The 15,965-nt window shown below is 59.8% G+C and carries 13 protein-coding genes; 8 read left to right on the top strand and 5 right to left on the bottom strand.

Annotated features, from left to right (window positions below):
* Positions 1 to 318: 318 nt before the first annotated feature.
* On the top strand, positions 319 to 3,762 hold the full coding sequence (gene mfd / locus PUT78_RS15485) for a transcription-repair coupling factor (protein WP_274353180.1): 3,444 nt from the start codon (positions 319 to 321) through the stop codon (positions 3,760 to 3,762).
* 70 nt (positions 3,763 to 3,832) lie between these two features.
* Here the strand turns inward: mfd and PUT78_RS15490 are convergent, their stop codons facing one another.
* On the bottom strand, positions 3,833 to 4,723 hold the full coding sequence (locus PUT78_RS15490) for a hypothetical protein (protein ID WP_274353181.1): 891 nt from the start codon (positions 4,721 to 4,723) through the stop codon (positions 3,833 to 3,835).
* Positions 4,724 to 5,129: 406 nt separating this feature from the next.
* On the opposite strand from PUT78_RS15490, the gene PUT78_RS15495 reads away from it, so the two are divergent.
* From PUT78_RS15495 to PUT78_RS15525, 7 genes are all read left to right on the top strand, one after another.
* Complete coding sequence (locus PUT78_RS15495; protein WP_274353182.1) at positions 5,130 to 6,065, top strand: hydrogen peroxide-inducible genes activator; 936 nt, start codon at positions 5,130 to 5,132, stop codon at positions 6,063 to 6,065.
* A gap of 103 nt (positions 6,066 to 6,168) precedes the next feature.
* Positions 6,169 to 7,119, top strand: a complete 951-nt coding sequence (gene lipA, locus PUT78_RS15500; RefSeq protein ID WP_274353183.1) for a lipoyl synthase — start codon at positions 6,169 to 6,171, stop codon at positions 7,117 to 7,119.
* Between the two features lie 133 nt (positions 7,120 to 7,252).
* Positions 7,253 to 7,951: a ribulose-phosphate 3-epimerase gene (rpe, locus tag PUT78_RS15505; protein WP_274353184.1), complete on the top strand. Its 699-nt coding sequence runs from the start codon at positions 7,253 to 7,255 to the stop codon at positions 7,949 to 7,951.
* Positions 7,948 to 8,607, top strand: coding sequence for a phosphoglycolate phosphatase (gph, locus tag PUT78_RS15510; protein ID WP_274353185.1), 660 nt, complete (start codon positions 7,948 to 7,950; stop codon positions 8,605 to 8,607). The genes rpe and gph overlap by 4 nt, the downstream gene beginning before the upstream one ends.
* Before the next feature lie 10 nt (positions 8,608 to 8,617).
* Positions 8,618 to 9,610 (top strand): TDT family transporter, encoded by a 993-nt coding sequence (locus PUT78_RS15515; RefSeq protein WP_274353186.1) that lies wholly within the window; start codon positions 8,618 to 8,620, stop codon positions 9,608 to 9,610.
* Positions 9,611 to 9,682: 72 nt separating this feature from the next.
* Positions 9,683 to 11,131, top strand: a complete 1,449-nt coding sequence (guaB, locus tag PUT78_RS15520; protein ID WP_274353187.1) for an IMP dehydrogenase — start codon at positions 9,683 to 9,685, stop codon at positions 11,129 to 11,131.
* Between the two features lie 6 nt (positions 11,132 to 11,137).
* Positions 11,138 to 11,920: a sulfite exporter TauE/SafE family protein gene (locus tag PUT78_RS15525; protein WP_274353188.1), complete on the top strand. Its 783-nt coding sequence runs from the start codon at positions 11,138 to 11,140 to the stop codon at positions 11,918 to 11,920.
* On the opposite strand, the gene PUT78_RS15530 is transcribed toward PUT78_RS15525, so the two are convergent.
* From PUT78_RS15530 to PUT78_RS15545, 4 genes are all read right to left on the bottom strand, one after another.
* Positions 11,910 to 12,866, bottom strand: coding sequence for an alpha/beta fold hydrolase (locus PUT78_RS15530; RefSeq protein WP_274353189.1), 957 nt, complete (start codon positions 12,864 to 12,866; stop codon positions 11,910 to 11,912). The genes PUT78_RS15525 and PUT78_RS15530 overlap by 11 nt on opposite strands.
* On the bottom strand, positions 12,841 to 13,758 hold the full coding sequence (metA, locus tag PUT78_RS15535; RefSeq protein ID WP_274353190.1) for a homoserine O-acetyltransferase MetA: 918 nt from the start codon (positions 13,756 to 13,758) through the stop codon (positions 12,841 to 12,843). The genes PUT78_RS15530 and metA overlap by 26 nt, the downstream gene beginning before the upstream one ends.
* 17 nt (positions 13,759 to 13,775) lie before the next feature.
* Positions 13,776 to 14,633 (bottom strand): ATPase, encoded by an 858-nt coding sequence (locus PUT78_RS15540; RefSeq protein ID WP_274353191.1) that lies wholly within the window; start codon positions 14,631 to 14,633, stop codon positions 13,776 to 13,778.
* A gap of 128 nt (positions 14,634 to 14,761) precedes the next feature.
* Positions 14,762 to 15,832: an OmpP1/FadL family transporter gene (locus PUT78_RS15545; protein ID WP_274353192.1), complete on the bottom strand. Its 1,071-nt coding sequence runs from the start codon at positions 15,830 to 15,832 to the stop codon at positions 14,762 to 14,764.
* Between the last annotated feature and the right edge of the window lie 133 nt (positions 15,833 to 15,965).

Genomic DNA, 15,965 nt, shown 5'->3' on the forward strand with positions numbered 1-15,965 from the left:
TAGTCTGTGCGCGTCTATTCGCGCACGGGACGCTGTTTCGGTAAGGGGCGGCACGGGGCCGGTCTGATGACCCTCGACCAAGAGGATCTTCAAGATCCCCGACACCTTGTCCCCCCCCTCCGCCGGGCTGACGCTGCCATGGCCCTTGCTGAGCGGATGAAGGGAAGAACCGGCGGTACTCGTGCAGGCCCCTTGCCGGGATGACCCGCACGCGCGATACCAACGCGCCCCTTTCCTGGGCAATTTCAGCGGCCTGTTGTCGTGCGGGGCGACATTTCAGGCATTGACACCGGATCACCGCGGGGTAGGTCAGGTGCGATGACACAGAGCCATTCTCATATCACGCTGGGCGGAGCGCCCGAAGGTTTTGACGCACTGTTGCTGGCGCGCGAACTGGGTAAGTCCGGCGCGCCCTTGCTGCATGTCGCGCGCGATGACAAACGCGCCGAGGCGATGGCACGTGCGTTGGCCTTTTTTGCGCCTGAAACCACTGTGCTGCGCTTTCCAGCATGGGATTGCCTGCCATATGACCGCGTGTCGCCCAATGCGGATGTGTCCAGCGCACGCATGGCCACACTGGCAGCCCTGGCCCATGGGGTGCCGGGGCCATTTGTGCTGCTAAGTACGTTGTCGGCGGTGATGCAGGCAGTGCCCGCGCGTGATGTGGTGGCGGGCGCGTCATTTGTGGCGCAGGTCGGGCGGCGGATTGACGAATCTGCCTTGCGGGGCTGGCTGGTGCGCATGGGGTTCACACAGGCCCCCACTGTCACCGAACCGGGCGATTATGCCATTCGCGGCGGTATTATAGATATCTATCCCCCCGGTGATCTGGGACCAGTACGGCTGGACATGTTCGGCGATGTACTGGAGGCCGCGCGCCGCTTTGACCCTGCCACGCAGCGCAGTCTGGAAAAGCTGGATGTGGTGGAATTTGCCCCAGTGTCCGAGATTATTCTAGATGATGCCGCGATTACCCGTTTCCGGCAGAATTACCGCATCGAATTCGGCGCGGCGGGCAGCGATGACCCGCTTTATGAAGCGGTCAGCGCGGGGCGGAAACATCAGGGGATGGAACACTGGCTGCCATTTTTTCATGCCCGCATGGAAACGCTGTTTGACTATCTGCCAGATGCATCTGTCATGCTGGATGACCAGATTGCGCCCGCGCGCGCATCGCGCTGGGAAGGGATCGCGGACCAGTATGATGCCCGGCGCGAAGCGATGGCCGACCGCAAACGTCTGGATACCGTTTATAAACCCTGCCCCCCCGGACTGCTATATCTGGATGAGGCCGCGTGGGCGCGGTCCCTGTCATCGCGGCGTGTTATCCAGTTGCAGCCGACGAAAACTGCGCCGGGGCCGGGCGTTCTGGATGCAGGCGGGCGGATGGGGCGCAGCTTTGCACCCGAACGGCAGGCCGAAGCCAATGTGTTTGACGCGCTGGCCGCGCATGTCAATGACCGGCGAAAGCAGGGCGATGTGGTGATTGCCAGCCATTCCGACGGTGCGCGCGAACGCCTGTCTGGCCTGCTGGAAGATCACGGTGCAGGGCGCGCGCAGAATATCAGCACAGTGCGCGACATGGGAACAGCACCGAAAGGGCGGCTGTTCCTGACTGTCTGGCCGCTGGATCAGGGGTTTGAAACGCCGGACCTGACAGTGATTTCCGAACAGGATGTGCTGGGCGAACGGTTGGTCGGGCGGGCCAAGCGGCGCAAGCGCGCCGAGAATTTCCTGACCGAAGCGCAAAGCCTGTCACCCGGTGACCTGATCGTGCATGTCGATCATGGTGTGGGGCGGTATACGGGGTTGGAGACTATCACTGCGATGGGCGCGCCGCATGAATGCATTGCGCTGGAATATGCAGGCGGGGATCGGTTGTTCCTGCCAGTGGAAAATATCGAACTTCTGTCGCGCTATGGCCATGAAGAAGGGCTGCTGGACCGGCTTGGCGGCGGGGCATGGCAGGCCAAGAAAGCGCGGCTGAAACAACGTATCCGCGAGATTGCCGACAAGCTGATCCGTATAGCCGCCGAACGCCAGTTGCGAAGCGCGCCCCGGTTCAGCGCGTCGGACGGCATGTGGGAGGAATTTCTGGCCCGCTTCCCCTATGCTGAAACCGATGACCAGTTGCGCGCGATCGAGGATGTGCTGGATGATTTCGACAGCGGCCGCCCCATGGACCGGCTGGTGGTGGGCGATGTGGGTTTCGGCAAGACCGAAGTGGCGATGCGCGCGGCCTTTATCGCGGCCATGTCAGGGGTGCAGGTGGCCGTCATTGCGCCGACAACGCTGCTGGCCCGCCAGCATTTCAAGACCTTCGCAGACCGTTTTCGCGGTTTTCCCATTACGGTCAAACCGCTGTCGCGTTTCGTGTCTGCCAAGGATGCCAACACCACCCGCGAAGGGTTGACCAAGGGCAGCGTTGATATTTGCATCGGCACCCATGCGCTGCTGGCCAAGGGGGTGAAATTCGCCAATCTGGGCCTGCTGATCATTGATGAGGAACAGCATTTCGGCGTGAACCACAAGGAACGCCTGAAGGAATTGCGCAGCGATGTGCATGTCCTGACACTGACCGCAACGCCCATCCCGCGCACTTTGCAATTGTCGCTGACAGGGGTGCGTGATCTGTCCATCATCCAGACCCCGCCAGTGGACCGGCTGGCAATCCGCACCTATGTCAGCGAATTCGACACCGTGACATTGCGCGAGGCATTGTTGCGCGAACATTATCGTGGGGGGCAGTCGTTCTTCGTGGTGCCACGTATTTCCGACCTGCCGGAGGTGGAAGAGTTTCTACGCAATCAGGTGCCTGAAATCAGCTATGTCACCGCGAATGGCCAGATGGCGGCGGGTGAACTGGATGACCGGATGAATGCGTTTTATGACGGCAGATATGATGTTCTCGTGGCGACCAGTATCGTTGAATCCGGCCTTGATATTCCGCGCGCGAATACGATGATTGTGCATCGTGCCGATATGTTCGGGCTGTCGCAACTGTATCAGATACGCGGCCGGGTCGGGCGGGCCAAGACGCGGGCCTATTGCTTCCTGACCACCAAACCGCGCGCGCCACTGACCCCACAGGCGCAGAAACGGCTGCGCCTGTTGGCCAGCCTTGACAGCCTTGGCGCGGGGTTCAACCTGGCCAGCCATGACATGGACCTGCGCGGCGCAGGCAATATTCTGGGTGAAGAACAATCCGGCCATATCAATGAAGTTGGGTATGAACTGTATCAGCAGATGCTGGAAGAAACGATTGCAAAGATCCGCTCGGGTGAAATCGCGGATGTGTCTGATCTGGATGGCCAATGGGCACCACAAATCAATCTGGGCGTTCCGGTCCTGATACCTGATGACTATGTACCCGATCTGGATGTGCGGCTGGGTCTTTACCGGCGGTTGTCGGGGCTGACCAACAAAGTCGATCTGGAAGGGTTCGCTGCCGAACTCATTGACCGGTTCGGCAAGCTTCCGCGCGAAGTGAACACGCTTCTGGTAGTCATGCGTATCAAGGCTGAATGCAAACGTGCAGGCATCGCGAAACTGGATGCCGGGCCAAAGGGTGCCACGATCCAGTTCCATAACGACAAATTCGCCAATCCCGCAGGGTTGGTGGAATTCGTCAATGATCAGCGCGGCCTGGCGAAAATCCGCGACAACAAGATTGTGGTGCGCCGAGACTGGAGCACCGAAAAGGAACGTGTGCGCGGCGCGTTCGCCATTGCGTCAGATCTCGCATTGAAGGCGCAGGGGTAAGCTACATAGTACCGTCCAAGAAACATGCCGGACCTGTCGGCCCGGCATGACATAGACCAGCATTATTGTGTCACATTACCGAAACTGCCGCATCCTCCTCGTCATCATCTTCTGATGCGGGGATGTCGGCCTCCTCATCTGCGCTCATCGCGACCATCAGACCGTCCATGCTGATATCGTCCGACATTTCTGCGATCATTTCGTCATAGGCCGCAATCAGGGCATCGGCATCAGCGAAGCCACCCTCCGGTGCGACGATACGCATTTCCTCGATTTCGCGCAGATATCCTTCATCGCTCGTTTCGAAAAACCGGACTTCCTGCAACTCATCGACGCTGAAATAGCCGTTATCTTCGAACACGGCGACGTAATTGGCGAATGTTCCTTCGGCATCCGGTTCAAGGCCTGCGGCTTCCAGCATTTCGGGATCAAAGTTATCCCATTCATAGATATTGCCACTGCTGGCATCGGAATTCAGAACGAAGAAAACCTTTTCATAGGTCGCAGCATCGTCGTCATCACCGTTGTCATCATCAACGGTTTCCGGGTTCCCCGAAACTGCCTTGATAGAATCGCCCCCGTTCACCGAAGTTGCGCGGATACCAAAGAAATCAATGTCATCAATGCTGTCCACACCATCCAGATCAATGGTCATTGTGTCGCCTGCCTGCAGGAAGGTGTCCTTGTCGGTGCCCTCGGACCCCAATCCCGGACGGCTCAGGGCGATAGCGTCGTCCCATTGCACCGTTTCACCTTCAAAGCTGGAGCCACTGCCATTCATGTTCAGCGGCCCGCTCAATCCAGCGCTGTCACCAGAGAAGTCGTCATCACCGAAATACACGGCGTTCACATCCATAGACCCTTCGGTCACGGTAATGTCGGCCTTGATGATTCCGTTTTCCTCGTAAATGGTGACGGTATAAGACAGGCCGTTTTCCTGATAGGTGAAGATTTTAGACATTTCCGTTCTCCATTATTTCGCGGATATTGACCATGCAGGGCCATAATTCCGGTGATCAGCATGCCCGCGAGATTTCTGGTGGGGCAACGCCATTTCTTCGGTTGCGCTGTATTGGCGGACATGGTGCGCATCAGGGCATTAGAAATTCCAGAAAAACAACATAAGGCAGGCGATTGCCGCATGTCGTCCGGAACACCCCCGAACCATGGCATGCATCATAATTTTCTGTTAACTATCCTGAGCTACTCTGTCGTTTGGAAACAATCCCTTAGTCATCCGAACTTTGGTGCCGGTTCGGGAACGCACCAGCCTTGGAAACGGGGCGGAAGCGCCGCGTGTGGCCCATATGCGAATCATCAGTCGGCATATACTTCCCTGCCGTTGCCGTCTGCGTTAGGACAGGAATATGAAGATTACGCTCCGGCAATTGTCCTATTTTCGCGCATTGGCGCAGGCCCGGAATTTCGGGCGCGCGGCGGAACTGGCCAATGTCAGCCAGCCCGCGCTATCAATGCAGATCAAGGAACTGGAAGCCATTCTTGGCGTGGCGCTGGTGGAACGATTGCCGCGTGATGTGCGCCTGACACGCGCAGGGCGCGAAGTTCTGGCGCGTGCGGAACGCATCCTGTCGGAAACGATGGAACTGGAAAGCTCGGCGCGGCGGCAGGGGTTGCAGGCGGCACTGACGCTGGGCATGATTCCGACCATCGCGCCCTATCTGTTGCCCGGAATGCTGGCGCGGCTGCGCGCGGGTGATATTACCCGCGACCTGCGCCTGCGTGAAGCGCAAACCAGCGACCTGCTGGCTGCACTGCGCGAAGGGCGGTTGGATGCGGTTGTTCTGGCCGATCCCGTTGCGGCCCCTGATCTGGTCATTTCCCCGCTGTTTCAGGACCGGTTCTTGCTGGCGGGCTCGCAAGGGCGGCTTGGCGGTCCGGACCCGGGGCACCGCGCCCTGGAACCGACAGCATTGAACCCCGATCATCTGCTGTTGTTGGATGATGGCCATTGTCTGGCGGATCAGGCGCTGGCTGTCTGCGCCATTGACCGACGCCAGACGCGGCTTGATCTGGGTGCGTCAACGCTGTCCACGTTATGTGGGCTGGTTGCGCAGGGGTTTGGCCTGACATTGCTGCCGGAACTGGCGGTGCGTGCCGAGGCGGCAGGCGGGCAGGGAATCGTTCTGCGGCGGTTTGCGCGGCCTGAACCCTTCCGCCAGATTGCGCTGTTGCGTCGTGCATCATCTGATCAGGGGGCATGGTTTGACGATCTTGGCGTATATTTATGTGCGGCGGGCGAAGAATTGATCGCTGCGGCGCGTCTGCGTTGTCCGCCGGTGTGATGCCGTCATGCAGCCAGCGCATGGCGGGCTTGAACTGTTGTCGTTGTTTTCGCCACGGATTCGGGCTAGATGAATCCCGGCAGCGTCCAGAGGAGGGGAAGCCTTGCGCGACTTGAAATTGCCTGACCAGCGCCACCCGGAAAAAGCCCACCGCGCGGTGCAGGCTCAGCCCAAGAAACCCGACTGGATCCGCGTCAAGGCACCCGGCGGCAAGGGATATGCCGAAACCCACAAGATCATGCGCGAGCACAAGCTGACCACAGTGTGCGAAGAAGCAGGCTGCCCCAATGTCGGCGAATGCTGGTCGCAGGGTCACGCCACCATGATGATCATGGGCGAAATCTGCACCCGTGGTTGCACATTCTGCAACGTGGCCACTGGCCGCCCCGATACGCTGGATGCGTTTGAACCGGGGCGCGTGGCCCATGCGGTCGAAAAACTGGGACTGAAACATGTGGTTATCACATCTGTGGACCGCGATGATCTGGATGATGGCGGGGCAGAGCATTTCGCCCAGACCATCCGCGCCGTGCGCCACCGCAGCCCCGGCACGACGATCGAAATCCTGACGCCTGATTTCCTGAAATGCGCACCATCCGTGCTGGAAGCCGTCGTGGGGGCGCGGCCTGATGTGTTTAACCACAATCTGGAAACCGTGCCCGGCCTTTACCCCGAAGTGCGCCCGGGCGCGCGTTATTTCCATTCCCTGCGCCTGTTGCAGCGCGTCAAGGAACTGGACCCGTCGATGTTTACCAAATCCGGTATCATGGTGGGCCTGGGCGAGGACCGGCAGGGTGTACTGCAGGTCATGGATGACATGCGCGCGGCGGATGTGGATTTCATCACCATCGGGCAGTATCTGCAGCCTACGCCGCGTCACCACCGCGTGGACAGGTTTGTGACGCCCGATGAATTCAAAGCCTATGAAAAGGCAGCTTTCGGCAAGGGGTTCCTGATGGTATCAGCCACGCCGCTGACCCGGTCCAGCTATCACGCTGGCGACGATTTTGCGCGCCTGCGTGATGCGCGACTGGCAAAACTGGCGGGCGCATAAGCTGCCCGCCCGCATGGCCGGTAGCGCGGGTGCCCCTTTGCATGCGCGGCATTCTGACCAGATGTGAAGGGGTGCATTTATCCCCACGCGGCGCTATGAACAGGTTAACAAGCCGATTCAGGAGTGCTGATCCATGAGTTTTTCCCGCGCCATCAAGATTGCGCCATCCATCCTTGCAGCCGATTTCGCCAATTTCGGGGCTGAATGCCGCGCGGTTGAAGATCAGGGCGCGGATTGGGTGCATGTTGATGTGATGGACGGGCATTTCGTGCCCAATATCACCTTCGGCCCTGCCACTTGTGCGGCCATCCGGCCCCATATTCGCGGCGTCATGGATGTGCATCTCATGATTGCGCCTGTGGACCCGTATATCGAGGGCTTTGCGAAGGCGGGCGCGGATTTCATTACCGCCCATATGGAAGCGGGCCCGCATATTCACCGTACCTTGCAGGCGATTCGCGGCAGCGGAGCAAAGGCCGGACTGGCGCTGAACCCCGGCACCGGGCTGGACGGGGTTGAAAACCTGCTGGATATGATTGACCTGGTCTGCGTGATGACCGTGAACCCCGGTTTTGGCGGGCAGAAATTTATCGATATGACCGACAAGGTGCAGCGGTTGCGCGCCCTGATCGGTGCGCGCCCCATCCATATTGAAATCGATGGTGGCATAACGCCCGACACGGCGCCGGTCATGGCGCGCGCGGGCGCGGATGTGCTGGTTGCGGGATCAGCGGTGTTCAAGGGCGGATCGGTACAGAACCCCGCCCCATATGGCGACAATATCCGCGCCATACGCGCCGCCGCAGAAGCTGCAATCGGGGTTGCCGTATGATCCGCGCTGTTATCTTTGATCTGGATGGCACGCTGATTGACAGCGCGCCGGATATTCACGCTGCGGCAAATCAGGTGCTGGAAGGCGAGGGGCTGCCACATATCAGCTTCGATCAGGCCCGCAGTTTTGTCGGGCGTGGCGCGCGCGTTTTCGTGGAACGGATGGAACACGCGGTGACCGGCGGGAACGAGCCTGCGCGCACGGCACATCTGCATGCGCAGTTTCTGTACTTCTATGAACGCGCGCATGAACATACACGGATTTACCCGCATGTTCCCGAAATGCTGGCCGAACTGCGAGGCAATGGTCTTGCACTGGGTCTTTGCACCAATAAACCCTTGCGGCCCACGCAGGCGGCGCTTGCGTATCTGGGTTGGAAAGACATGTTTGATGTGGTCATTGGCGGTGACAGTCTGGATGTGGCCAAGCCTGATCCCGCGCCGCTGCTGGCCGTGGTGACGGGGCTGGGGCTGACCCTGCCCGAGATTATCTATATTGGCGACAGCGAAACTGATGCGGAAACCGCCGAACGGGCGGGTTCGCGGTTCGGGCTGTATACGAAAGGCTACCGCAAGACCCCGGCTGAGCAGATGTTCCACCATTTCCGGTTTGACGATTACCGCCAGATGGCCGGTCAGATGTTCCAGCCTGGCTGAAAGACCGCCCATGACCCAACCCCGCCGCCCGATGCCGCCGCCCCTGTATGTTCCGAAGCCCGGTTTCGGGCGGCGCACACCGCCTGCGATATTCGCGCCGATCATGGGGCTGTTCGGGCTGGGGCTGGGCTGGCGTGAAGCGGCAGTTGTGTTCGGCCTGCCAACGGCCGTGGGCGATATGATCCTTGGGGCGGTGACGCTGTTGTTCCTGTTTGCGCTGGTGGCCTATCTGGCAAAACCCGCCCGCCGTGCTGCTGTGCTGGTCGAAGATATGCGCGTGCTGCCGGGGCGGGCGGGGCTGGCTGCGGCCAGCCTGTCGGTGATGTTGCTGGCCGCCAGCCTTGCGCAGATTGTGCCGGGCTTTGCGACTGCGCTGGCGATCTGTGCCTTCGTGCTGCATCTGGGGCTTGTTGCGCTGCTGGTGTATGTGCTGCGCACCAGCCCCCCCGAAGGGCGCGTTGTGACGCCTGTTTTCCACCTGAGTTTCGTGGGCTTCATCATCGGGGGCGTGGCGGCCAACGCGCTGGGACATCATGATATTGCGCGCGCAATCCTCTGGGCCATGCTGATCCCTGCTGGTGTCATCTGGGGGGGCAGCCTGCGCCAGATCATCACCCGCGTGCCGCCCGCGCCGTTGCGGCCGCTATTGGCCATTCATCTGGCCCCGGCCTGCTTGTTCACGATAGTTGCTCATGGCGCGGGATTGCCGGGGGTGGCGCAAGGGTTCGCTGGACTGGCCATCGTGATTTTTGCCGCACTTCTGATCTCATTGCGCTGGTTGACCGAAAGCGGGTTTTCGCCCCTTTGGGGGGCGTTCACTTTTCCCTTGGCGGCATTTGCGACGGCATTGCTGCTGGTATCTGACGGCAGGGGCGTTCTGGGATTGGGCGCGGGCGTGGTTCTGGCAGGGGCCACTGTGGCAGTGCCTGTTATTGCCTACAGGGTTCTGAAAATCTGGCCGGGCGGCAAGCTGGCAGCCAAAACCAATGCCGCCGAGGCCTGAGAGGGGGTTTTCATTCCCGCCAAGACGTGAAAAAGGAAACTGCCAAGCGATCCACCCATAAGGAGGCCGGTCATGGAGATTCGCGAGGCGCTTACCTTCGACGATGTGCTTCTGGTGCCAGCGGCATCAAGCGTTCTGCCAAATCAGGCGGATACAACCACTTTTGTCACCAGATCCATCAGGTTGAACATTCCGCTGCTGTCATCGGCCATGGATACCGTGACCGAAGCCCGCATGGCCATTGCCATGGCGCAGGCTGGCGGGATGGGGGTGATTCACCGCAATCTGGATACGGACACTCAGGCCGATGCAGTGCGCCGTGTGAAGCGGTTTGAATCCGGTATCGTCTATAACCCTGTGACGCTGACGCCGGATCAGACGCTGGCAGATGCCAAGGAATTGCAGGCGCGCTACAATGTTACCGGTTTTCCGGTGGTGGATGAAATGGGCCGCGTGCTGGGCATTGTGACCAACCGCGACATGCGTTTCGCCAATGATGACAAGACGCCGGTGCGCGTCATGATGACGGCTGACAATCTGGCTGTGCTGCGCGAACCTGCCGACCGAGAGGAAGCGCGCAGCCTGATGCAGGCACGCCGTATCGAAAAACTTCTGGTCACTGATGACAAGGGCCGCCTGACCGGTTTGCTGACGCTGCGCGACATTGACCGCGCGGTGTTGAACCCCACTGCCTGCAAGGATGAACTGGGGCGGCTGCGGGTGGCCGCGGCCACGACTGTCGGGGATGCTGGGTTTGAACGTTCGATGGCGTTGATCGATGCGGGCGTTGATCTGGTGGTGATTGATACTGCGCATGGTCATTCCGAAGGGGTGGCGCGCGCGGTGGAACGCATCAAGGCGCAGTCGAACGCGGTGCAGGTCGTGGCGGGCAATGTCGCCACCGCCGAGGCCACGCGCGCGCTGATTGATGCGGGCGCGGATGCAGTGAAGGTGGGCATAGGTCCGGGCTCCATCTGTACCACACGCATTGTGGCCGGTGTGGGTGTCCCGCAATTGACCGCGATCATGGATTGTGCGCGGGCAGCGGGCGATGTGCCCATTATTGCCGATGGCGGGATCAAACTGTCAGGCGATTTTGCCAAGGCCATCGCGGCAGGTGCAAGCTGCGCCATGGTGGGCAGCGCGATTGCCGGCACGGACGAAGCGCCGGGCGAAGTGATCCTGTATCAGGGTCGCAGCTACAAAAGCTATCGCGGCATGGGCAGTCTGGGCGCGATGGCGCGCGGGTCTGCCGATCGTTATTTTCAGAAAGATGCCGCCAGCGACAAGCTGGTTCCCGAAGGGATCGAAGGCCAGGTGCCCTATAAGGGGTCTGTCGGTGCGGTGCTGCACCAGATGGTCGGCGGCTTGCGCGCGGCCATGGGCTATACTGGTAACGGCACGGTTGCGGATATGCGCAGCAAGTGCCAGTTCGTGCGCATCACCAATGCCGGGTTGAAGGAAAGCCATGTGCATGATGTGCAGATCACCCGTGAAAGTCCGAACTACAGGGTTGGCTGACCGTATATGACCCTGCTGGAACAGATGACCCTGTTCGACGATTGGCCGACATTGGCGGCGGCGCTGACCGCCGTCTTTCTTGTGGGGTTGTCCAAGGGCGGGCTTGGCGGGGCATTCGCGTTGCTGGGGGTGCCGATACTGGCGCTTGTCATGCCGCCGGTGCAGGCCGCGGCATTGTTGCTGCCGATCCTTCTGATGATGGATGGCGTCAGCCTGTGGACATGGCGCGGCTGGTTTGACCGCGCCACACTTGTCCACCTGTTGCCCGGTGCGGTGCTGGGCATTGCCATTGGCGGGATGGCGGCTGCCTTCACGTCGGAAGCGTTAGTCAGGTTGATTGTGGGCGTGGTCGCGCTGGGCTTTGTGGCGCGCATGGCGCTGGCGCCGTCCGGCGGCACGGCACAAGGACAGGGGCGCGTGCGGGGCGGTTTCTGGGGGACAGTTGCGGGGTTCACCAGTTTCGTGGCCCATGCAGGTGGCCCGCCGTTTCAGGTCTATGTCCTTCCCCTGCGGCTTGACCCGAAAATTTATACCGGAACAAGCGTCATATTCTTTGCCGTGGTCAATGCGATCAAGGTTGTGCCTTATGCGGCGCTGGGCCAGTTTGACCGCGTGACGCTGGTATCTGCCGCGCTGATGCTGCCGCTTGCCGTGGTGGCCACCCTGATGGGGGCAGCCGTGGTAAAACGCATGCGTGCCGAAGTGTTCTATCCGCTGATGTATGTGATGGTGACGCTGGTGGGGCTGAAACTGGTCTGGGACGGGGTGTCCGCCCTGATTATCGGATAAGCCCTGCGCGTTGTGCGGTGCGCAAAATGGCGTCTGCGACAGCTTCGGGGCGGGCATGGTGGGGCATATGGCCCACGCCTTCCAGCCGCGTCAGGTTTACTGAACTGACCTCTTGTTCCAGACGTTCGGAATGTATGGACATGCCCACGGTTTCATCTGATGTGCCATGCACCACCTCTATAGGTATGGTCAGTGCGGGGTATCCCGGCGCCATGCCATCCACATATGTTTTCAGGCTGTTGACCTGCCGCGCATTCAGCGCAAGCTGGTCGGCGCGCAGGGTCAGGTCGCGGCCCAGATGATCCAGATAGCCATCAGGCACGGGATTTGGGGAAAACACACCATCCAATGTGGCCGTCACCGCTGAATCTGGCGCGAACTGCGCCACCAGTGGCAATACGATATTGCGCCCCAATGCCGATGCGCTGATGCGATACCACAACCCCAGATCACCGGGCCAGGGGTGGGACGCGGGTGCCAGCAATGTCAGGCCCGCCACATCATCGCCCGCGCGCAAGGCCCAGGCCAGCGCGACCGCCCCACCATAGGAATGACCCAGTAAAATGGGGCGCTCCACACCCAGTTCAGCGACTGCGGCGCGCAGGATATCGGCCTGTTCAAGTGGTCCTTCGGGGCCGCCGAAATCATCGGAAAACCCGAAACCGGGCCGGTCCAGCGCAATCACGCGGAAATCTGCGGCCATGCGGTCGATCAGGCCAAAGCTGAAATCGCGCGCATTGCCGTTTGCCCCATGGATCAACACCAGATCCGGCCCATGACCACGGATGATTGCGTGAATGCGCCCTTCGGGCAGGGTGACAAACGCACCTTCCGGCTGTGTCTGGGCATTGGCCATGCGGTCCCCGATCACGCCCATGCATGCCGTCAGAAGGATTGCGCTGAACGCAAGTGCCGCAAGTCTACTGGCCGATAAGGTCAAGGTCATAGGGTGTTGTCTGGTAAATCTGGTTTATCCAGTTACCATATAGAAGATGCGCGTGGCTTCTCCAGCGGTTCAGCGGCATTTTCGCGGGATTGTCATCGGGATAGTAGTTCTGCGGCACATTGATGGCTTTTCCGGCGGCCACATCGCGGTCATATTCATCCTTCAGCGTGGTGCTGTCATATTCGAGATGGTTGAAGATCATCAGCGCGCGGTGTCCGGGATCTTCGACCAGACAGGGACCGGACTGATCAGATGCGATCAGGGTATTCAGCCCGGCTACTTCGTCAATTTCGGGTTGGCGCAATTCGGTCCAGCGGCTGACCGGGATCAGCAGGTCATCCGAAAATCCCCGCAGATAAGGCGAGGCCGGTGCAAGATTGCGGTGCCGGAAGCAGCCGAATGCCTTGGCGTCCAGCATGTGTTTGTTAATGCCGTGGAAATGCCAGAGCATGGCCATGCCGCCCCAGCAAACGCCGAAACTGTTGTGAACATGGGTCTGGGTCCAGTCCAGAATTTCGGTCAGTTCATTCCAGTAGGTCACGTCTTCATAGGGCAGGTGTTCGATCGGCGCGCCGGTAATGACAAGCCCGTCAAACCGCTCAGACTTGACCTCCTGAAAGGGGCGGTAGAATTCCGCCATATGTTCGGCGGCGGTATTCTTTGTTTCATGTTCGGACATGCGGATCAGGGACAGTTCAATCTGCAAAGGGGTGGACCCGATCAGGCGCGCAAACTGGGTTTCGGTCTGGATTTTCTTTGGCATCAGGTTCAGAAGCCCGATGCGCAGAGGGCGGATGTCCTGCCGCGCGGCGTCGGTGTCGGACATGACCATGACCCCTTCGCGTGACAACACGTCGAAGGCAGGCAGCGTCGCGGGCAGCTTGATGGGCATGGGTGTTCCTCAGTCGGTCAGTCAGGCAGTTTTTCAGCAATAAGGTCGGTGAAACCGGGTGCGTTGCGAATATGCGCCACTTCTTCGGCGGTGACAGTCACGCCCCAGTTTTCGGCCATGGCGCTGTAGCGGGGGGCACGATGGGCTAGTGCGCGTGCATAGGTCCAGCGCACGAAAGCATCAGGGTCTATACGCTCGGCGGGCTGATTGGTTTCAGCCTGATAGGCTGTCCATGCATCGTGCAGAAAATCCGGCTGGTAATACATGGGCTTCGGCGCGCGGTCAAAACGGCGGATCAGTTCAGCCGTATGTGCGTCAGACCCCTTGATCCAGACCGGCAGCACATGTTCCGCCAGACGCGACATCAGCGGGTCTTGCGGGTCATCGGGATCGATCACCTCGCAGATTGATCCGCCAGTGTCGCAGATGAAATTCGCATAGCCGTAAAGTTCGCCGGCGCGGGCGATGAAATGCGGCGTATCCGACAGGGCCGCAATTTCGGCGGCGCGGTGCTGGTCCTGTCGAGTCATGTAGTCGTGGAAAGGCAGGCCGCCCAGATCGGGGTTACCCGGTTTACCTAGATAGGTGGATAGCGGCGCCAGATTTTCGAAGGTGATATTGGAACTGATATAGACCGAATCCGACAGCAGCAATTCGCGCAGCAGCGGTACTTTCATTGCCTCGCGCTTGAAATTATCGGCAATGAATTCGCCCATATAGCGCGTGCCGATCCGATAATCGACAGAATAGTGGAACCAGTCGCCCGCGTCGCGCAGCAATTTGGACAGATGTGTTTTGCCAAGTCCGGACATGCCAAACAGCATGACGCGCTTTGCAGGGGCATTTCGCCATATCCGGGCGTTGGGGTAAAGCATGGGCGCGCGGTCCTTGGTCGCAATGTGGTGACACTGCCTATCTACTGGTGCAGGCGGGGTCAATGCCACATCAAAAAGGCCCCGCCGCGGGGTGCGGCAGGGCCTTGGTCTGATCATGCGTTCCGATGTCAGAAACGGAAACCCACACGGATACCCGCGCCGATGGCGGAATTCTTGCCGAACTGGCCGCCAATGGGCGGGACCGTCGTTGCACTGCCCAGCTTGGTGTATTGAATGCCGCCGCTGATGGTCATGGCGTCAAGCGTGTAGGATGCACCGACCCCAATGGATGTACGCTTGCCGGTCGGGCCAAGGTTGCTGGTCGGGTTGCCATTGCCGGTATCATGGGACAGCGACAGCGACCCGGACCAGTTTTCGTTGAACCGCCGACCGACACCCAGCGTATAGGTCATGGAATTCTTCTGGTATGCGACCAGTGAACTGCCTGTCGCCATGTTGAACTGCGGCGGGGTGATGTCGAAATCTTTCCATTTGACATACCGGACGGACCCGAAAACCAACGTGTCCTCTGCAACCCCTGTCTGGAATTCAAGGTTCAGGGATTCAGGCATCTTGGTTGTAAACCGTGTCGATGCCTGCGGGAATGCACCAGGGCCGGTTTCAGTGGCCCGGAAGCTGTGCTTGATTGCGGACTGATAGGTCAGCGCCACACGCATTGCGATTTCCGGCTTTTCATACGCTACACCCACCAGATAGCCCCAAGCCTGATCTGTATTGGTGGACATCGTGTAAGCGAAAGCAGGAAGGTTGACAGAACCGCTTGTCCAGGATGACCGCAGCCCGGCATGCGCGCTGAAGCCGTTGCCGAACTTGTAGCGCAGAATACCTGTCAGGCTGGTATTGCTGATCTTGCCGGTTGCCCCGGTCAGAATTGCCGCTGTTCCTGTCGGATACATGACATCTGCCCCGAAAGGCTGGTCAAGGATAATGGCATAGGACCATTGCTCGTTGATATCCGCCTTATAGGAAATCGACCCGGTAAAGAAATTGCGCGCGATATTACCGGTGGCGCCCGGTGCGTTGCCGCTGACGCGCGGTGCGCCATAAGTCGCACCCACTTCCACATATCGCCCCTGTTGAAACAAAATATTCATGGATTGCGGGTTGCGTTCGATGCCGCCTGCGACTGCGGGGCTCGCGCCAAGGGCCACAAGACCTGCTGCGATGTAATTGCGCACGGAAAACTCCTCCTTCTTTCCGGCAGGGTGTCTCCTCTCACCCGCTCGCATCAAGTAAACACCTTATTCACCGGTCTGTCACATCTGACTTTGCGTCAAGTTATACCATCGACCCGGATTGTTGCGACTTTAC

This window comes from Roseinatronobacter alkalisoli (assembly GCF_028745735.1).
Taxonomy (GTDB): domain Bacteria; phylum Pseudomonadota; class Alphaproteobacteria; order Rhodobacterales; family Rhodobacteraceae; genus Roseinatronobacter; species Roseinatronobacter alkalisoli.